This window comes from Stenotrophomonas sp. YJH_SMC_33 (assembly GCF_059372295.1).
Genome location: NZ_JCAFVJ010000005.1, coordinates 142,289 through 160,952, shown reverse-complemented (window position 1 = coordinate 160,952; position 18,664 = coordinate 142,289). Strand labels below are relative to the sequence as shown.

Sequence of the window (18,664 nt, the reverse complement as noted above, 5' to 3'; positions counted from 1 at the left end):
CGACGCGTCCACCGTGGGCACGCCGAAGGTATCCCCGCCGCAGCGTTGATGGCGACAGGGATTTGAACGGGAATCCGGTGAAGGCGCCTGGCGCGCCCATTCCGGAGCTGCCCCGCAGCGGTGAATGGAAACGAATCCTGCCAACAGCACTGGGCTCGCGCCTGGGAAGCGGCAGGTAGTAGGTGGGCTGCGGCCCGTGTCCATCAGCCCGAATACCGGCCCCGGCCGGGGGACACGACCGTCCCCTGACTCGACCTGGACTCTCCGCGGGGAGGGTGCCGGGGCCGTCGCTGACCTGCGCGTGCGGGCAGTGCGGCCGCGTGCGTCCTTTTCACGGTATCCGGCCAGCCCTGTCCACCCACGCACAGATGCATGGGCCACCGCCGTTGCCGGCGGTCCATGCGGTACCTGACGATGACCGAGTTCCAACGCCCCACCCTGACCCTGCCTGCCAACGGCAAGCGCCTGCTGCTGCATTCATGCTGCGCGCCCTGCTCCGGCGAGGTAATGGAGGCGATCACCGCCTCCGGGATCGACTACGCGATCTTCTTCTACAACCCCAACATCCATCCGGTGAAGGAATACGAACTGCGCAAGCAGGAAAACATCCGCTTCGCCGAGCAGCATGGCATTCCCTTCATCGACTGCGACTACGACACCGACAACTGGTTCAGCCGTGCGCGTGGCATGGAGAACGAGCCCGAACGCGGCATCCGCTGCACGATGTGCTTCGACATGCGTTTCGAACGCACTGCGCTGTACGCGCACGAGCACGGCTACGACACCATCAGTTCGTCGCTGGGCATCTCGCGCTGGAAGAACATGGCGCAGATCAACGATTGCGGCATCCGCGCCGCCTCGCGCTACGAAGGCCTGCAGTACTGGGACTACAACTGGCGCAAGGGCGGCGGTGCCAGCCGCATGATCGAGATCAGCAAGCGCGAGCAGTTCTACCAGCAGGAGTACTGCGGCTGCGTGTATTCGCTGCGCGATGCCAACCGCCACCGTCGCGAGAACGGCCGCGAGCGGATCAAAATCGGCCTGCTGTACTACGGGCAGGACGCTGGGACGCCGCAGGGCGATTGACGTGTGAGCGAGGGGCGGCCACGCTGGTCGCCCCTTCTCTTGTAGTGGATCTGCCATGACCGCCCTGCCCGCCGACGTCGCCCTGCTGGTGATCGACCTGCAGCCGGACTTCATGCCGGGCGGCGCGCTGGCCTGCGACCAGGGTGATGCGCTGGTGGCACCGATTGCCGGACTGCTGGCGCAGCGCCGCTACCGCACGGTGGTGGCCACCCAGGACTGGCACCCGGCCGATCACGCCTCGTTCGCCAGCCAGCACCCCGGCCAACGCCCGTTCGAGACCATCCTGCTGCACGCGCAGCCGCAGACCCTGTGGCCCGACCATTGCGTGCAGGGCAGCGATGGCGCCGCTCTGCACCCGGACGTGGACTGGGCCATGGCCGACCTGATCCTGCGCAAGGGCACGCGCCAACAGGTGGATTCGTACAGCGCCTTCCGCGAGAACCACGGTCCCGATGGCGAGCGCCCGGCCACCGGCCTGGCCGGCTGGCTGCATGAGCGCCGTATCCGCGAAGTGCACGTGTGCGGCCTGGCCCGCGATTACTGCGTGCTGTGGAGCGCGCAGGACGCGGTGAAGTCCGGCTTCAAGGTGAAGTTCCTGTGGGAGCTGACCCGGCCGGTGACCGAGGCCAACGATACGATGGTACGCGAGGCGCTGGGCAAGGCGGGGATTACGCTCGCCTGACGCGCGACCGCCGGGCATGGCCCGGCGCTACCGGATCGCGCCCATGGGTAGCGCCGGGCCATGCCCGGCGGACGCGGGATGGGCGATTACCGGAACACCACCGTGCGATGCCCATTGAGCAGGATGCGGTGTTCCACATGGCGGCGCACCGCACGCGCCAGCACCAGCGATTCGGTATCACTGCCCAGCCGCACCAGTTCGCGCGGCGCCATCGCATGGTCAACGCGGGCCACGTCCTGTTCGATGATCGGGCCTTCGTCCAGGTCCTCGGTGACGTAGTGCGCGGTGGCACCGATGATCTTGACCCCGCGCGCGTGCGCCTGGTGGTACGGCTGCGCGCCCTTGAAGCTGGGCAGGAAGCTGTGGTGGATGTTGATCGCACGGCCGGCCAGCGCGCGGCACAGCGTGGGTGACAGGATCTGCATGTAGCGCGCCAGCACCACCAGGTCGATGCGCTCACGCTCGACCAGGTCGATGATCTGCTGCTCCTGCACCGCGCGCGTATCGGCGGTCACCGGCAGGTGGTGGAACGGCACCTGGTAGGAGGCGGCCAATGGCGCGAAGTCGGCGTGGTTGGACGCCACCGCCGCAATGTCGACCTTCAGCTGGCCGCTGTGGGCGCGGAACAGCAGGTCGTTGAGGCAATGCCCCTGTTTGCTGACCAGCACCAGCAGGCGTGCGCGGCGGCGGCCATCGTGCAGCTGCCAGTCCATGCCGAAGTCCTGGGCGAGCGTGGCCATCGCGGCGTGCACGGTCTCCAGCGGCAGGCCGGCATCGCGATCGAAATGCACGCGCAGGAAGAAGCGGCCGCTTTCCTCGTCGCCGAACTGCTGGGCGTCGAGGATGTTGCAGCCGTGGTCGAACAGCAGGCCGGACACGCGATAGACGATGCCGGTACGGTCGGGGCAGGACAGGGTAAGAATGGAATCGGGGCGCATCGCCACAGTGTAGGGCAGCGCCCTGCCCAGCGGCCGGATGATCACGGGTGCAACCGACCTGCTTGGTTCAGTACCAAGCGATACTTTGATCTTCCCGTGGCAAGCTGGTCGGTCATGAACCTGTTGCAACTGATCCGCAGCTTCACCCGCACCGCAGAGACCGGCAGCATTGCCGCCGCGGCCCGCATCCTTGGCATCAGCGCCACCGCGGTCGGCCAGAACATCAACCGGCTGGAGGCCCATCTGGGCGTACGGCTGCTGAACCGCAGCACGCGGCAGCTGGCCCTCAGCGAGGCCGGCGCGCTGTACCTGGCGCAGGTGCGCCACATCGAAGCCGACCTGGCGCGCGCGCAGGCGATGGTCACCGCCGGTGACATCGAACCGGCCGGGCCGCTGCGCATCGCCAGCAGCAGTGCGTTCGGCCGCCATGTGCTGGCGCCGTTGCTGCCTTCGCTGCAGCAGCGCTACCCGCAACTGCAGCTGGAGCTGCGCCTGACCGACCGCGCCGTGCAGCATGGCCCGGAAGCGGTGGATGCCAGCATCCGCATCGGGGCCCAGCTGGAGGACGGGGTGGTGGCGCGGCAGCTGGCGCGTGTTCCGTTCGTGTTCTGCGCCTCGCCGGCCTACCTGAAGGCACGCGGCACCCCGCAACAGCCATCCGAGCTGGGCGGTCATCGCGGGCTGCTGCACCGCTTCCCCACCGATGGCCGGCCATTGCGCTGGGGCCTGCTGAAGGACGGCCAGCGCGTGGACGCCGCGCTGCCACCGAGCATGGTCTGCGATGACATCGATGCGCTGGCGACGCTGGCGGCGGCCGGTGCCGGCATCACCCGGCTGGCCGCCTTCGTGGCCGAGCCGTACCTGCGCGATGGCCGCCTGCAGGCGGTGTTCGGCGCCGACACCGCGTGGCGCCCGGAACCGATGGAGGTCTACTTCTGCGTCAGCGACCGCCGCGATTTCACCGCCAAGATCCGCGCGCTGTTCGATCACCTTCAGGCCGGCATCGCGCCGGCTTGGCGGGTGTGAGCCTCAGCGCGTCTTGAACACGCCACGCGCCTCGCGCGGCTCGCAGCGCAGGTACTGCGGCGCCGGCTCCACGCTGTCGCGCAATGCGGCAGCAGCGTGCCACGGCCAGCGCGGGTCGTAGAGGATGCCGCGTGCCAGCGCTACCGCATCGGCGTGGCGATGGCGCAGGATCGATTCGGCCTGCTCCGGTTCGGTGATCATGCCCACCGCGATCACCGGCATGCGCACCTTGGCCTTGATCGCTGCTGCGAACGGCACCTGGTAGCCCGGGCCGACGGTGATCTTCTGGCGCTCGTCCAGGCCACCGCTGGAAACGTGCAGGAAGTTGCAGCCGCGCGCGTCCAGCACCTGGGCCAGCGCTTCGCTCTGCACCAGATCCCAGCCGCCATCGACCCAGTCGCTGGCGGAGATGCGCACGCCCACGGCGACCTTGTCCGATACCGCCGCACGCACGGCGTCGAATACTTCCACGAGCAGGCGCAGGCGGTTCGGCAATGAGCCACCGTAGCCATCGGTGCGGCGGTTGCTCAGCGGCGACAGGAACTGGTGCAGCAGGTAGCCGTGCGCGGCATGCAGCTCGATCAGCTCGAAGCCCAGGCGCTCGGCGCGCACCGCACTGGCGGCGAAGGCAGCAACGAGCTCGGCGATGCCGGCCTCGTCCAGTTCCTGCGGCGCCGGATCGGCAGCATGGAACGGCAGCGGCGACGGCGCCACGGTGGCCCAGCCACGCGCATCGTCGGCCGGCAGCTGGCTACCGCCGTCCCAAGGGCGGTTCACCGAGGCCTTGCGACCGGCATGGCCGAGCTGGATGCCCAGCGGCATCGGCGACCAGCGGCGGACGCTGGCCAGCACCTGCGCCAGCGCTGCCTCGGTGCCGTCATCCCACAGGCCCAGGTCGGCCCAGCTGATGCGGCCACGCGGCTCGACCGCCGTGGCTTCCAGGATCAGCAGGCCGGCGCCGGACTGCGCCAGGTTGCCCAGGTGCATGGCGTGCCAGTCGCTGGCGCGACCGTCTTCGGCGGAGTACTGGCACATCGGCGCGATGACGATGCGGTTGGACAGGGTGAGGGGGCCGAACGAGATCGGCGAGAACAGCTGGCTCAAGACGGTGATGAGACGACGTAGGGGGGCATATTGCACCGCTGCGCGGCTCCCGGATCAACCATCTGGATGGATCGCTGTTTCGCGGCGGCGGGTGGCCTGTAGAGTCGACTGACAGTCGACTCTACCCAGCCGATGGTTCGATAACCGACGCCAGCGCCTCAGCACAATCGCGTTCATCCTTGAACTGCAGCAGGTCGTCGGCACGGGTGCGGCCACGGTTCAGTGCCGCCACCGGCAGTCCTGCTTTGGCCGCCGCCTGCACGAAGCGGAAGCCGGAATAGACCATCAGCGACGAGCCCACCACCAGCACGGCGTCGGCCTGCTGCAGGTGCTCGTGCACCGCCTCCACCCGCTCGCGCGGCACGTTCTCGCCGAAAAACACCACGTCCGGCTTCAACACCCCGCCGCAGTGCGGGCACCCGGGTACCACGAAGCTGGAGAAATCGGTCTCCAGGTCGGCGTCGCCGTCCGGGGCGATGCCGGCCTCCAGCGTGTCCCAGCCGGGGTTGGCGTCCAGCAGGCGCTGCTGGAACTCCCCGCGATCGCTGCGCCGCTCGCAGCACATGCAGCGCACCAGGTCCAGGCGGCCATGCAGGTCGATCACGTTACGGCTGCCGGCGCGCTGGTGCAGGCCGTCCACGTTCTGGGTCAGCAGCACCTGCAGCTTGCCACGGCTCTCCAGTGCGGCCAGGGCCTGGTGGGTACCGTTGGGCCGGGCCAGGCCGAAGCGCGGCCAGCCCAGCAGGCTGCGCGCCCAGTAGCGCTGGCGGGTAGCGGTCTCGCCCATGAAGGCCTGGTAGGTCACCGGCGGGGTGCGCTTCCACTGGCCGTCGGCATCCCGGTAATCGGGGATGCCCGATGCGGTGCTGCAACCGGCGCCGGTCAGCACGAACAGGCGCTGGGCGCGGTCGATGAAGTCGGTCAGCGGCGAGGTCATGGCTGCCAGATGGGGGCGCCGCAGCGCCCGTGCAAGCGCCGGCTCAGGCGGCCGGCAGCGGCGGCACCGCGATCGGGTGGCCTTCCTCGTCCAGCGCGATCATCACGAAGTGGCCGCGGGTACACAGCTTGCGCTCGCCGCTGTGCAGGTCCTCGGCGACCAGTTCCACCTCCACCTTCATCGAGCTGCGGCCGACTTCGACAATGCGGCCGATGGTTTCCACCATCTGGCCGATGCGGATCGGCAGTTTGAAGTCGACCTGGTCGCTGCGCGCGGTCACCACGGTGCGGCGCGAGTAGCGGGCGGCGGCCAGGAAGGCGGCCTTGTCCATCCACGCCAATGCCTGGCCGCCGAACAGGGTGCCCAGGTGGTTGGTGTGGTTGGGAAAGACGATTTCGGCCATGCGCACTTCGATGGGCGGCACGGTCTCGGGGATCGGGGTCATGGGGGTGCTTCGGTGTGGGGTGCTGCGGATTCTAAGCGACCGGCGTGATGGCCATCGGAATGCACGTGCAACGGTCACCCGGCAGCGGTGCCTGCGCAGGCCGCGCCTGCAGCAGGCGTTACACTGCGCCACGCCCGCTGCCAGGACTGCCCATGCCCGCCACTTCCGACCTGCTGGCCTTTGCGCTGGTTTCGCTGGCCATGGTGCTCACGCCCGGGCCGAACATGATCTACGTCATCTCGCGCTCGATCTGCCAAGGGCCGATGGCGGGCCTGATCTCGCTGGGCGGGGTGGCGCTGGGCTTCGTGTTCTACATGCTGTGCGCGGCATTGGGCATCACCGCCCTGCTGATGACCGTGCCGTTCGCCTATGACGCGCTGCGCATCGGCGGCGCGCTGTACCTGCTGTACCTGGCCTGGCAGGCGCTCAAGCCGGGTGGACGTTCGCCGTTCGCGGTACGCGACCTGCCGCAGGACAGCCCGCGCAAGCTGTTCACGATGGGCTTCCTGACCAACCTGCTGAACCCGAAAATCGCGGTGATGTACCTGTCGCTGCTGCCGCAGTTCCTGCATCCGGACAGCGACGGCAGCGTGCTGATGCAGTCGATCGTGCTGGGCTCCACCCAGATCCTGGTCAGCGTCAGCGTGAACGGCCTGATCGCGCTGACCGCCGGCAGCATCGCCGGCTTTCTGGCCGCGCGCCCCACCTGGCAGAGGGTGCAGCGCTGGCTGATGGGCACGGTGCTGGCCGGGTTGGCGGTGCGCATGGCGATGGAAGCGCGGCGCTGATTGTAGAGTCGAGCCATGCTCGACTTTCTTGCGAACAGCAGTCGAGCATGGTTCGACTCTACAAAAGCGGGCGCGCAACAAAAAACCCCGGCATTGGCCGGGGTCTTTCGTTGCGACAGGCCTGACCGGTTCGATCAGAAGTTCATGTCGAAGGCGACTTCGCCCTGCACGCCGACCTGGTAGGCCGAGACGCGGCGTTCGAAGAAGTTGGTCAGTTCCTGCACGTCCTGCAGTTCCATGAACGGCAGCGGGTTGCGCACGTTGTACTTCTTTTCCATGCCCAGCTTGGCAAAGTGCTGGTCGGCGCAGTGCTGCAGGTACTGGCGCATGTCGCGGGTGGAAATGCCAGCCACGCCACCGGACAGCACGTCCTCGGCGAACTGCACTTCGCATTCGATGGCTTCGGCCAGCATGTCGTAGACCTGCTGCTTCATTTCATCGTCGAACAGGTCCGGCTCTTCCTCACGCACCACGCGCACCGACTCGAAGGCGAACTCCATGTGCGCGCTTTCGTCGCGGAACACCCAGTTGGTGCCCGAGGCCAGGCCTGGCAGCAGGCCGCGCGAACGGAAGTAGTACACGTAGGCGAACGCAGCGAAGAAGAACAGGCCTTCGATGCAGGCGGCAAAGCAGATCTGGTTGAGCAGGAACTGGCGGCGCTGCTCGCGGGTCTCGATGCGGGTCAGGTCCTGGATCGAGTCGATCCACTTGAAGCAGAAATCGGCTTTCTTCTTGATCGAGTCGATGTTCTCCACCGCCGAGAACGCCTTGGCGCGCTCTTCCGGGTCCGGCAGGTAGTTGTCCAGCAGGGTCAGGTAGAACTGCACGTGCAGTGCTTCTTCATACAACTGGCGCGACAGGTACATGCGCGCTTCCGGCGCATTGAGGTGCTGGTACAGGTTCAGCACCAGGTTGTTGGACACGATCGAGTCGCCGGTGGCGAAGAACGCGACCAGGCGGTGGATCAGGTGGCGCTCACCCGGCGACATCTTGCTGTGCAGGTCGGTGATGTCGATCTGGAAGTTGATCTCTTCCACCGTCCAGGTGTTCTTGATCGCGTTCCGGTACATGTCATAGAACTGCGGGTAGCGCATCGGGCGCAGGGTCAGTTCAAAACCGGGATCGAGCAGCATCTGCTTGGGCTTGTCGGCCATGGGTGTTTCCTTGTCTTCTCGGGTCAAAACGCCGGGCGTGGCCCGGCGCTACCTGGGTGTTTCCCTGCTGTGGCCGAGCGTGGCTCGGCTCCACAGGTGCGAGGTGCTCGAGTGCCGACCAACGGTCGGCACCCACCGCGCGGTGTGTTACTGGCAGGCCTCGCAGGCTTCCGGGTTTTCCAGCGAGCAGGCGATGGCTTCGTCCGGGCTGAACACCTTGGCCGGGGCCGCGCTGCTCACCGTGGTCTTGGCGATCTTGGTGGCCGGGCGCGAACGCAGGTAGTAGGTGGTCTTGATGCCCTGCTTCCAGGCGTACATGTACATGGAGGACATCGCGCCGATGTTCGGGCTTTCCATGAACAGGTTGAGCGAGGCCGACTGGTCGATGAAGGCGCCACGTTCGGCGGCCATGTCGATCAGCGAACGCATCGGCAGTTCCCACGCGGTGCGATAGACCTCGCGCAGCGTTTCCGGGATCTGTGGCAGACCCGCGATGGAGCCTTCGGCCAGCTTGATGGCATCGCGCATTTCCGGCGTCCACAGGCCCAGCTTCTTCAGCTCGTTGACCAGGTAGCGGTTGACCTGCAGGAAGTCACCGGACAGGGTCTCGCGCTTGAACAGGTTGGACACCTGCGGCTCTACGCACTCGTAGCAGCCGGCGATCGAGGCGATGGTCGCGGTCGGCGCGATCGCGATCATCAGCGAATTGCGCAGGCCGTGTTCCTTGATGCGCTCACGCAGGGCATCCCAGCGCGCAGTGTCTTCCGGCACCACGTTCCAGGCATCGAACTGCAGTTCGCCACTGGCGGCACGGGTGTCGTTGAACGACGGGTGCTTGCCGCGTTCCTGGGCCAGCTCGCAGGAGGTTTCCAGCGCGTGGAAGTAGATCGCTTCGGCAATCTTCTTCGACAGGGCGCGGGCCTCGGCGCTGTCGAACGGCAGGCGCTTGCGGAAGAACACATCCTGCAGGCCCATGCAGCCCAGGCCGACCGGACGCCAGCGCAGGTTGGCGCGGCGGGCGGTTTCGATCGGGTAGAAGTTCAGGTCAATGACGCGGTCGAGCTGGCGCACGGCCAGGCGCACGGTCTCGGCCAGCTTCTCGAAGTCGAACTCGTTGTGCTCGTCGAAGTGGTTGCCCAGGTTGATCGAACCCAGGTTGCACACTGCGGTTTCATCGTTGGAGGTGACTTCCAGGATTTCCGTGCACAGGTTGGACAGGTGGATCACGTTGCCCGGACGCAGGGTCTGGTTGCTTGCGCGGTTGCACTTGTCCTTGAAGGTCATCCAGCCGTTGCCGGTCTCGGCCAGCGTACGCATCATGCGGGCGTACAGCTTGCGCGCGGGGATGGTGCGGTTGGCCTTGCCCTGGGCTTCGGCCTGCAGGTAGGCGGCCTCGAAGGCTTCGCCGAACAGGTCGGTGAACTCCGGCACCACGCGCGGATCGAACAGCGACCATTCCTGGTCGGCCTCGACGCGCTTCATGAACAGGTCCGGTACCCAGTTGGCCAGGTTCAGGTTGTGCGCACGGCGGGCTTCGTCACCGGTGTTGTCACGCAGTTCGAGGAAGTCCTCGATATCGGCGTGCCAGGTTTCCAGGTACACGCAGGCTGCGCCCTTGCGCTTGCCGCCCTGGTTCACCGCGGCCACGGACGAATCCATGGTCTTCAGCCACGGCACGATGCCGTTGGAGTGGCCGTTGGTCGACTTGATGAGCGAACCACGCGAACGCACGCGGGTGTAGCTGACGCCGATGCCGCCGGAGAACTTCGACAGCTGGGCGATGTCGCCGTACTTGGCGTAGATCGACTCCAGCGAGTCCTGCGGCGAATCCAGCAGGAAGCACGAGGACAGCTGTTCGTGGGTGGTGCCGGAATTGAACAGGGTCGGGCTGGACGGCAGGTAGTCCAGGTTGCCCATGCGCTTGTACAGCGCCAGGGTCTCGGACACGTCCTCGCTGAGCGCACTGGCGATGCGCAGGAAGAACTGCTGCGGGGTCTCGATCACCTTGCGGGTGTGCGGGTGGCGCAGCAGGTAACGGTCATACAGGGTACGCAGGCCGAAGTAATCGAAGTTCAGGTCCAGCGAGATGTCGATGGCGTCGTTGAGCTTGCGTGCATTGGTCTGCACGAAGTTCAGCAGGCGGTCGTTGATCAGGCCGACTTCATGGCCACGGCTGACCGACTGCGAGAAGGCGTAGATTTCCTGGCCCGAGACTTCCTTGGCAATGTAGTTGGCCAGCAGGCGCGCAGCGAGGCGGCCGTACTCGGGCTCTTCACCGATCAGCAGGGCGGCGGTGCGGATGGACAGCTCGTCCAGCTCGCGGGTGGTGGCGCCGTTGTACAGGCCGGAAATGGTGCGGGTGGCCACGCGCATCGGATCGACGGCGTGCAGGCCTTCGGAGGAACGCTGCACCGCGCGCACGATCTTGTTCAGGTCCACCAGCTCGGTGGTCCCGTTGCGCTTGGTCACACTCATCGCGTTGGCCGTCGGCGGCGACGTCAACAGGAATTCGCTTTCCTTCTCGATGGTGGCGCTGGATTCGGTGCTCACGGCGTATGTCCTCTTGGCGTGATTTGGGGGTGCTCGATGCATCGGGGTGACGCAGCCCGGGACATGACGGCCCAGGATGGCAGGACGGCGTCGCAGAGGATGAGACCCTGCGCCTGCCACTGCCGTTGACGATCGCGGATGGGTGCTGCTGCCACCCCCAGACCTGGGGTTGCTGCGACCGACGGCCACAAGATAGTGGGGGTAATGGGGTCCGTCAACGCCAAATGTAGTGAAATTCGGCAATCCCTTGCGCCGCAAGGATCGTGCCATCGGCGCCCTGATCAGACGCTTCAGACCCGCCGGAACGGGCTGCGCAGTCAAGCCCGAAAGGCGTCACTGCGGTGGCACAACGCACCGCGGAAACGGAACAATGACAGCTTCACATGACAGTGATGAAGCTGGCTAGGGACAACCCTGTGGATAGGTGGTGGGCAGCCGGTGGGAATGCGGTGGACGTCGGGGATCACCCGCCGGGCAGCGACTCGAGGCCGCATGTGTCGGCCGGGCCGGAGGAGCGGCCGCAGGTAACGCCGTTTCGCCCTCCCCCCCCCCCCGAATCATTGCCGGCCAGCGGCCGGCACTACCGGAATTCCGGGGTGGTCGTGCCGGCCGCCGGCCGGCAATGCACGCCCGCAGCGTCGCTCACGCCCGGTGCGGGGTACCCAGGTACTCGGCGCTCTGCATTTCGATCAGGCGCGAGGCGGTACGCTCGAAGGCGCCCTGCAGGCGCTGGCCGGTGTACAGCTCGATCGGCGAGGTGCTGGCGGTGCAGACCAGGTTGACGTGGCGGTCGTACAGCTCGTCGATCAGGTTGACGAAGCGGCGCGCGGCATCCTCATTCAGGCGGTCGAAGGCGGGAATGCCGCCCAGCAGCACCGTGTTGAACTCGTGCGCGATTTCGATGTAGTCCGAGGGCCCGCGCGGGCCTTCGCACAGCGCGGCGAAATCGAACCAGGCGATGCTCTTGCCACGGCCGCGCACCGGAATCTTGCGGCCCTCGATCTCGATGTTGCCGGGCTTGGCCGGCTGGCCGCCGCTCAGCTCGCTCCAGCGCGTGGCCAGCCACTCATCGCTGTCGGCCGCCAGCGGTGCGCGGTATACCGGCGAGCGGGTCAGCGCGCGCATCCGGTAATCCTCGGTACCTTCGGCGTACAGCTCGACGCAGAAGCGCTGCAGCAGGGCAATGGCCGGCAGGAAGCTCTCGCGCTGCAGGCCGTTGAGGTACAGGTTCTCCACTGCGGTGTTGGAGGTGGTGACCAGGGTCACGCCCTCGGCGAACAGGCGCTCCAGCAGCCGCGCCAGCAGCATCGCATCGCCGATGTCGGTGACAAAGAACTCGTCCAGCACCAGCACGCGCAGGTTGCTGCGCCATTCCTGGGCGATCTTCGCCAGCGGGTCGCTCTGGCCCTGGTGCTCGCGCAGGCGCTCGTGGACGCTGCGCATGAAGCGGTGGAAGTGGGTGCGGTACTTCTGCTTGATCGGCAGCCCGTCGTAGAACAGGTCGACCAGGAAGGTCTTGCCGCGGCCGACACCGCCCCAGAAGTACAGGCCCTTGACCGGCTCGGGCTTCTTCCAGAACGAGGACAGGCGGTCCAGCCAGCCATCCTCGGCACTGTCCAGCAGGCCCAGGTGGATGCGGTCCAGCTCGGCCAGCGCCGCATGCTGGGCCGGGTCGTTCTGCCAGTCGCCACGGGCAACCCCTTCCGCATACCGCTGCGACGGGGTCAGCTCGGTTGCACTCATGCCGCCGCGCCCAACCAATGCTTCACGCCGTGGGTCAGCGCGCCACGCAGGTCGATCAGCTTGCGGTGGAAGAAGTGGCTGGTCTCGGGCATGCGCACCAGCTCATGCGGGAAGTCCAGCGTGTCCAGCCACTGGTAGACGGCCTGCGGGTCGACGATCTCGTCCTGCTCGCCCTGGATCACCAGCCAGCGGGCCGGCGGTGCGATACCGTCGAAATCCCAGCGACCGGCCGGTGGCGCGATCGAGATCAGCGCCTCCGGCTGCAGCGCGGCAGCCGCCTTCAGCGACACGAACGAACCGAAGCTGAAACCGGCCAGCCATAGGCGGTCGTCCGGGCGCTGGCTGCGTACCCAGGCGGCGACGGCCTTCAGGTCATCCTGCTCGCCCACGCCGTGGTCGAACTCACCGGCCGAACCACCGACGCTGCGGAAGTTGAAGCGCACCGTGGCGACGCCCAGTTCGCGCAGGGTGGTGGCGGTCATGGTGACCACCTTGTTGTGCAGGGTGCCGCCCTCAGTGGACAGCGGATGGCAGACGATGGCCACGATCGGCTGCACCGGTACATCGGCCTTGGGCAGGTCGACGACCACTTCCAGCGGGCCGGCCGGGCCGTCCAGTTCGAGGCAGGCGGTTTCGCCGGGGGCGACGGGGAACGAAGGCTTGTGCATGGCACCATGATACCGTCCCCCGCCCCTGCCCTGTGCCCGCCCCATGCTCTACCTGTCTTTGGCCGTGATCTGCAGCGTGCTGGTTTCGGTGCTGTTGAAGGTGGCCGGACGCCGCCAACTGGATGTTGCGCAGATGGTCACCTGGAACTATCTGGTGGCTGCGACCCTGACGGCCGTGGTGCTGCAGCCGCCGCTGGATGCGCTGCGCGCGCCGCATGCGCCGTGGCTGTCATTGCTGGCGCTGGCGGTGGTGCTGCCGTCGATCTTCCTGGTGCTGGGCCGCGCGGTGGCGGTGGCCGGCATCGTCCGCAGCGATGTCGCGCAGCGGCTGTCACTGCTGCTGTCGCTGGCCGCCGCCTTCCTGTTCTTCGGCCAGACCGCCACGCCGTGGAAGCTGGCTGGGCTCGCCCTGGGCCTGCTGGCGATGGTGGCCATCAGCCTGCGTCCGCGCGGCCCGATCGTAGCGTCCTCGCCCGCTGCCTGGGGCTGGCTGCTGGGCGTCTGGGCCGGGTTCGCGGTGGTGGACGTACTGCTCAAGCAGGTGGCGCTGTCGGGCACACCGTCGATGGCGGCAGTGCTGGCCAGCTTCAGCGTGGCGTTCGTGCTGATGCTGGCGTTGCAGCTGTGGCGGCATTTCAGTGGCTGCAGCCGGCTGGCCTGGCGGAACCTGGGCGCAGGCGCGCTGCTGGGCCTGCTCAATGGCGGCAACATCCTTTTCTATGTGCAGGCGCACCAGGCGATGCCAGAGAGTCCGGCCACCGTGTTCGCCGGCATGAACATCGGCGTGGTGGTGCTGGGCGCGCTGGTAGGCATGTTCGTCTTCGGCGAGGCCACCACGAAGTGGAACCGCGTCGGCCTGGCACTGGCGGTGCTGGCGATCGGACTGATCGCCTGGGGGTGAGCGTTGGTTGCGGCGGGCCATTTCCGCGCCCGCGGTGGGATGTCGCTTTTCTTTTCGCGCGAAAAGAAAAGTAACCAAAAGAAACGCGCCGCCAGCCGCGAGCCGGTGCTGTGCACCGGTACCCTGCGCTTCTCGGTGAACCAGGGGACGGCGCCGAACTCGCTGCGCTCAGACATCGGCGCCTCTTCGCCCCTGATCCACTTGCGATGCTCGGCTCGCTGGAAGGCGGACTGGTAGATCAAAAGCAAAGGCGGCATCCGTGCCGATCAAGGTCCCTACCAGAGCAGATCCCCGGCGAACCCTATCTGTCGAAACCCAGCAGCAGCGGGTCGTGGTCGGAGCTGCGCCACGGGCCCTGCACGTTGCGGCCCTGGTAGCCGCTGGCGTCCTGCTCGTCGGCATTGCTGTGCCATTCGGCGGCACCGCGCAGGCGCTTGGCCATGCCCGGGCTCAGCAGTGCATGGTCGAGGCGGCCGGTATAGCCGTTGTAGACGTAGCTGTAGGGATGCTCGACCTTGGCGACCTTGAATGCGTCCTGCCAGCCCAGGTCACGCAGGGTGCGGATCGGGTCTTCCATCGCGTAGGCATTGAAATCGCCCAGCAGCACCGCGTCCCTGGCACCGGTACCGGTCGGGTCGGTCTGCAGCCAGGCATGCAGCTGCTGCGCCGAGGTCACGCGGGTCGCGTTCCAGCAGCCCTGGTTGTCGTTGCGGTCGGCGTCGGCACCGGCGGCGTCGCGGCAGCCCTTCGACTTGAAGTGGTTGGCAACCACCACGAACGGCGCGCCCTGCTTGCCCTGGAAGGCCTGCGCCAGCGGCACGCGGCTGTGTTCGACGAACGGACCACCGGTCAGCGTGGCCGGCTTGCCCAGCGGCTGCAGGCGGCTGCTGCGGTAGATGATGCCAACCCGGATCGGATTGTCGCCGGGGCCGTTGCCGGCATCGACGAAGCGCCAGTCGCCCTGCGCGCCACGGTCGCGGTTGAGCGCATCGACCAGTTCGGCGATGGCCGACTGCGGACCATAGCCATCGTTCTCCAGTTCCATCAGCGCGGCGACATCGGCGCCCAAGGCGTTGACCGTGGTGACCAGCTTGGCCACCTGCGACTTGTGCTCGTCCAGGGTGCGCGCGCCGCGCAGGGTCGGGAAGCCACCGCCCTGGCCGTCACCATTGAAGAAGTTCTCCAGGTTGAAGGCCGCCACATGCAGGCTGCCCGGCACGGTCGGCACCGCCGGGCGCTTCAGCTCCGGCAGCTTCAGCGCTCCCTCGACCTGCAGGCGCGGATGGCCCTGCGCATCCACGCGCACGATGCCCTCCACGTTGCGCAGCTGCATGCCGGTGCGCAGCACCGGGTTGCCCGGCAGGTAGGGCACGCTTGCGGGGTCGCGGGCGTCACTGCCATTTTCCAGTACCAGCCGGCGACGCTGGTTGTCGGCCATCACCTGCTCGTAGCCGGCGGTGCCCGGCGCAGCCACTTCGGTCGGCTGCCAGAGGCGGCCGTCGAAGGCCACGGTGAGCTGGCCGAAGCGCTCCAGGCCATCGGTACCGGCCAGGGTCAGCGGTGCGGCGATGCGCACGCGCTGGCCATCCAGCGCGCGCCAGTCGGCCGGTGCGGCGGTCAGCACCACGGTGGCGCTGCTGCGCGCGACAGCGGGCGTCGTAGCTGATGCGGCCTGCGGCTGGGCCTGGGCAAAGGCGCTGGCCGGCAGCAGCAGGGACAGGGCAAGAGCAAGGGAACGGCGGCGCATCGACGGGCGATTCCAGTGAAGAGGGCGCACAGACTAACCCTGAAATGCGGAGATCCGCCTGCGCGGCGGGGGCACAGGGGCAATCAGGCCTCGGTGGGCAAAGCTTAGTAGGTGGTAGAGCCGAGCCCACGCTCGGCTGCGCCTGGCCACACCGTGCGCAGAGCAGCCGAGCGTGGGCTCGGCTCTACAGGAAGCGGCGCGTTGCGGCGGCTATTTCAGGTTGCCCAGCATCCAGTCCACGGTGGCGTGGATCTGTTCTTCGGTCAGGGCCGGGTTGCCACCCTTGGGCGGCATGATGCCGCCATCCGGGCCGGTATAGCCCTCGATGGCGTGCTTGTAGAGGGTGTCCTTGCCCTGCGCGATGCGCTTGTCCCAATGCGAGTGGTCCAGCGTCGGTGCCATGCCCACGCCGGTGGTATGGCAGGCGGTGCACAGGTTGTCGAAGATCACCTTGCCATCCTTGGTGCCGCCGTAAGCCACCTGCGAAGCAGCCTTGGCCAGCGCGGCGGCCTTGGCCGCAGCCTGCGCGGCGGCGCCGGTGCTGCCGGCATAGACCGCGCCGGTGGGCGAAATGCGCTGTTCGGTGCGCTTGGCCGCGGTCGGCGATACTTCGGGTGGAATCCGGGTGTGGATGTAGGCGGCAAGGAGGATGAGGCCGAGGGTGATGGTCGCCAGCAGCGCGATCACCATGGAGAAGCGTTTCAGGAACTCCAGATCGTAATTCCGCACTCTTCGTTACCCCTGGCTGATAGTCGTTGGACCACGGCTGAGCGACTGCGTGATGGGCCGAGTATAGAACGCGCTATGCGTGCGACAACAGGCGTCATGCTGGTGCGGCGCAGCATGCGGCCGTGGCCGCATGCGGGTAGCGCCGGGCCGTGCCCGGCGAGCGCGAAGCGCGGCAACAACGGTCGAGGATGGCAACAGCCGCCGGGCATGGCCCGGCGCTACCGAATTGCCGGGGCACCGATCGCGCGCAGGCAGAAGCTGCAGATTGCGTTCACCAGTGCATCTTCGTCGCGGTGTGCTTCGCGGCTTGGCGCGGTCGGGCCGACCATCGCCTCGGTGAAGGCGCCGACCAGGCACGCAGCGGCCACATGCGCGTCCTGCGCAGGCAGCTCACCGGCCGCCACGCCCTCCTCCACCAGCCGCAGGAACACGTCGCCGAAGGCGCGACGACCGCGCATGCGCTCGGCTTCCACGTCCGGGTCGACCGGTTCGACGATGAAGGCGTGCGCCAGCCCCGGCCCAGCCAGGGCACGGCGTACGAAGGCGGTGATCGCCAGCCGCAGGCGCTCGCTGGCCGCCTCCGGGCCACTGGCGATGCGCTCCATGATCGCCACCTCGTGGGCCACCGCGGCGTTGAGCACCTCCACGAACAACTCGGCCTTGGACGGGAAGTGCCGGTAGATCAGGCCGGTGGACACCCCCGCCAGGGTCGCCACGGCGGTCACCGGGGCATTGCGCCAGCCGCCAGTGGCGACCAGTTCACGGGTGGCCAGCAGGATCCGTTCACGGGCCCCGGCCAGGCGTTCTTCCATCAGTGCAGAGCGTTTGTAGGCCATGTTTTGATTCTGTTTTCAATTTTTGAATTTGTATTCACTTCTTATCCGAACCCCGCTACGCTGGGGTCCAATCGCCCGTGCGGGCAGCGGTCCTGCAGACCGCCGCCCGCTCCCCCGCCGGGTGCGTCCATTTCCTGCCATCCCGTCGTGGAGCCACCACAATGCACGTGCCATCCCTGAACTTCGACCTTGGCGAAGACATCGACCTGCTGCGCCAGAGCGTGGCCCATTTTGCCGCCGCCGAGGTCGCGCCGCTGGCCGCCGAGGCCGATGCCAGCAACCAGTTCCCGCTGGCTCTGTGGCCGAAGCTGGGCGAACAGGGCCTGCTCGGCCTCACCGTGGAAGAAGCATACGGTGGTACCGGCATGGGCTACCTGGCCCACGTGGTGGCGATGGAAGAAATCTCGCGCGCTTCCGGTGGCATCGGCCTGTCCTATGGCGCGCACTCCAACCTGTGCGTGAACCAGCTGCGCAAGAACGGCAACGAAGAACAGAAGCAGCGCTTCCTGCCCGGCCTCTGCAATGGCAGCCTGGTCGGTGCGCTGGCGATGAGCGAGCCGGGGGCCGGTTCGGACGTGGTGTCGATGAAGCTGCGCGCCGACAAGCGCGGCGACCGCTACGTGCTCAACGGCAACAAGATGTGGATCACCAACGGCCCGGATGCTGACGTGCTGGTGGTCTATGCCAAGACCGACATGGAGGCCGGCGCCAAGGGCATCACCGCGTTCCTGGTCGAGAAGGGCATGAAGGGCTTTTCCACCGCGCAGAAGCTGGACAAGCTGGGCATGCGTTCTTCGCCCACCTGCGAGCTGGTGTTCCAGGACTGCGAGATTCCCGAAGAGAACGTGCTGGGCCAGGTTGGCGGTGGCGTGCGCGTGCTGATGTCCGGCCTGGACTACGAGCGCGTGGTGCTGTCCGGTGGCCCGCTGGGCCTGATGGCCGCGGCCATGGACGTGGTGATGCCGTACGTGCACGAGCGCCACCAGTTCGGCGAGCCGATCGGCAGCTTCCAGCTGATCCAGGCCAAGATCGCCGACATGTACGTGGGCCTGGGTGCCTGCCGCGCGTATGTCTATGCCGTGGCACGCGCCTGCGACCAGGGCCGCACCACCCGCCAGGACGCCGCCGGTGCCATCCTGTACGCCGCCGAGAAGGCCACCTGGCTGACCGGCCAGGCGATCCAGATCCTCGGCGGCAACGGCTACATCAACGAATACCCGACCGGCCGCTTGTGGCGCGACGCCAAGCTGTATGAAATCGGCGCCGGCACTTCGGAGATCCGCCGCATGCTGATCGGCCGCGAACTGTTCCAGCGCACCCTGTAAGGCCA

Annotated in this window: 17 protein-coding genes and 1 riboswitch; of the genes, 6 read left to right on the top strand and 11 right to left on the bottom strand. The window is 67.3% G+C overall.

What is annotated here, in order from left to right; all coding sequences use genetic code 11:
* Positions 1-23 precede the first annotated feature (23 nt).
* A riboswitch (cobalamin riboswitch) is annotated at positions 24-238 on the top strand.
* A 161-nt stretch (positions 239-399) separates the two neighbouring features.
* The gene (locus tag AC5P9W_RS10525) at positions 400-1,086 is read left to right on the top strand and encodes an epoxyqueuosine reductase QueH (protein ID WP_019661858.1); all 687 of its coding nucleotides are present in this window, start codon (positions 400-402) and stop codon (positions 1,084-1,086) included.
* Positions 1,087-1,141: 55 nt separating this feature from the next.
* Positions 1,142-1,768, top strand: a complete 627-nt coding sequence (gene pncA, locus AC5P9W_RS10520; RefSeq protein ID WP_111097699.1) for a bifunctional nicotinamidase/pyrazinamidase — start codon at positions 1,142-1,144, stop codon at positions 1,766-1,768.
* Positions 1,769-1,854: 86 nt separating this feature from the next.
* Here the strand turns inward: pncA and purU are convergent, their stop codons facing one another.
* A complete protein-coding gene (gene purU, locus AC5P9W_RS10515) occupies positions 1,855-2,706 on the bottom strand; it encodes a formyltetrahydrofolate deformylase (RefSeq protein WP_026347242.1) in 852 nt (283 codons plus the stop codon).
* 114 nt (positions 2,707-2,820) lie between these two features.
* Between purU and AC5P9W_RS10510 the strand changes: the two genes are divergently transcribed.
* Positions 2,821-3,732, top strand: a complete 912-nt coding sequence (locus AC5P9W_RS10510; RefSeq protein ID WP_021203759.1) for a LysR family transcriptional regulator — start codon at positions 2,821-2,823, stop codon at positions 3,730-3,732.
* Positions 3,733-3,735: 3 nt separating this feature from the next.
* On the opposite strand, the gene AC5P9W_RS10505 is transcribed toward AC5P9W_RS10510, so the two are convergent.
* The 3 genes from AC5P9W_RS10505 to AC5P9W_RS10495 all read right to left on the bottom strand — a co-directional run bounded on the left by AC5P9W_RS10505 (position 3,736) and on the right by AC5P9W_RS10495 (position 6,218).
* On the bottom strand, positions 3,736-4,836 hold the full coding sequence (locus AC5P9W_RS10505; RefSeq protein ID WP_206621623.1) for an NADH:flavin oxidoreductase/NADH oxidase: 1,101 nt from the start codon (positions 4,834-4,836) through the stop codon (positions 3,736-3,738).
* Between the two features lie 121 nt (positions 4,837-4,957).
* On the bottom strand, positions 4,958-5,773 hold the full coding sequence (locus AC5P9W_RS10500; RefSeq protein ID WP_111097701.1) for an NAD-dependent protein deacetylase: 816 nt from the start codon (positions 5,771-5,773) through the stop codon (positions 4,958-4,960).
* A gap of 43 nt (positions 5,774-5,816) precedes the next feature.
* Positions 5,817-6,218, bottom strand: a complete 402-nt coding sequence (locus AC5P9W_RS10495; RefSeq protein WP_005407672.1) for an acyl-CoA thioesterase — start codon at positions 6,216-6,218, stop codon at positions 5,817-5,819.
* A 152-nt stretch (positions 6,219-6,370) separates the two neighbouring features.
* On the opposite strand from AC5P9W_RS10495, the gene AC5P9W_RS10490 reads away from it, so the two are divergent.
* Positions 6,371-7,006 (top strand): LysE family translocator, encoded by a 636-nt coding sequence (locus AC5P9W_RS10490; protein WP_206621624.1) that lies wholly within the window; start codon positions 6,371-6,373, stop codon positions 7,004-7,006.
* Positions 7,007-7,140: 134 nt separating this feature from the next.
* On the opposite strand, the gene AC5P9W_RS10485 is transcribed toward AC5P9W_RS10490, so the two are convergent.
* The 4 genes from AC5P9W_RS10485 to AC5P9W_RS10470 form a co-directional block, all read right to left on the bottom strand.
* Complete coding sequence (locus AC5P9W_RS10485; protein WP_005420683.1) at positions 7,141-8,160, bottom strand: ribonucleotide-diphosphate reductase subunit beta; 1,020 nt, start codon at positions 8,158-8,160, stop codon at positions 7,141-7,143.
* Between the two features lie 147 nt (positions 8,161-8,307).
* The gene (locus AC5P9W_RS10480; RefSeq protein WP_019661866.1) at positions 8,308-10,710 is read right to left on the bottom strand and encodes a ribonucleoside-diphosphate reductase subunit alpha; all 2,403 of its coding nucleotides are present in this window, start codon (positions 10,708-10,710) and stop codon (positions 8,308-8,310) included.
* A 642-nt stretch (positions 10,711-11,352) separates the two neighbouring features.
* A complete protein-coding gene (gene zapE, locus AC5P9W_RS10475) occupies positions 11,353-12,453 on the bottom strand; it encodes a cell division protein ZapE (protein ID WP_111097704.1) in 1,101 nt (366 codons plus the stop codon).
* On the bottom strand, positions 12,450-13,121 hold the full coding sequence (locus AC5P9W_RS10470) for an alpha/beta hydrolase (RefSeq protein ID WP_495215683.1): 672 nt from the start codon (positions 13,119-13,121) through the stop codon (positions 12,450-12,452). Before AC5P9W_RS10470 ends, zapE begins: the two co-directional genes overlap by 4 nt.
* Positions 13,122-13,164: 43 nt before the next feature.
* On the opposite strand from AC5P9W_RS10470, the gene AC5P9W_RS10465 reads away from it, so the two are divergent.
* On the top strand, positions 13,165-14,022 hold the full coding sequence (locus tag AC5P9W_RS10465) for an EamA family transporter (protein ID WP_206621540.1): 858 nt from the start codon (positions 13,165-13,167) through the stop codon (positions 14,020-14,022).
* A gap of 301 nt (positions 14,023-14,323) precedes the next feature.
* On the opposite strand, the gene AC5P9W_RS10460 is transcribed toward AC5P9W_RS10465, so the two are convergent.
* From AC5P9W_RS10460 to AC5P9W_RS10450, 3 genes are all read right to left on the bottom strand, one after another.
* Positions 14,324-15,769: an ExeM/NucH family extracellular endonuclease gene (locus AC5P9W_RS10460; protein WP_111101761.1), complete on the bottom strand. Its 1,446-nt coding sequence runs from the start codon at positions 15,767-15,769 to the stop codon at positions 14,324-14,326.
* Positions 15,770-15,979: 210 nt separating this feature from the next.
* Positions 15,980-16,498: a c-type cytochrome gene (locus AC5P9W_RS10455; RefSeq protein ID WP_005407662.1), complete on the bottom strand. Its 519-nt coding sequence runs from the start codon at positions 16,496-16,498 to the stop codon at positions 15,980-15,982.
* A gap of 218 nt (positions 16,499-16,716) precedes the next feature.
* The gene (locus AC5P9W_RS10450) at positions 16,717-17,334 is read right to left on the bottom strand and encodes a TetR/AcrR family transcriptional regulator (protein WP_021203751.1); all 618 of its coding nucleotides are present in this window, start codon (positions 17,332-17,334) and stop codon (positions 16,717-16,719) included.
* 161 nt (positions 17,335-17,495) lie between these two features.
* Between AC5P9W_RS10450 and AC5P9W_RS10445 the strand changes: the two genes are divergently transcribed.
* On the top strand, positions 17,496-18,659 hold the full coding sequence (locus AC5P9W_RS10445) for an isovaleryl-CoA dehydrogenase (protein ID WP_014035590.1): 1,164 nt from the start codon (positions 17,496-17,498) through the stop codon (positions 18,657-18,659).
* The last annotated feature ends 5 nt before the right edge of the window (positions 18,660-18,664 follow it).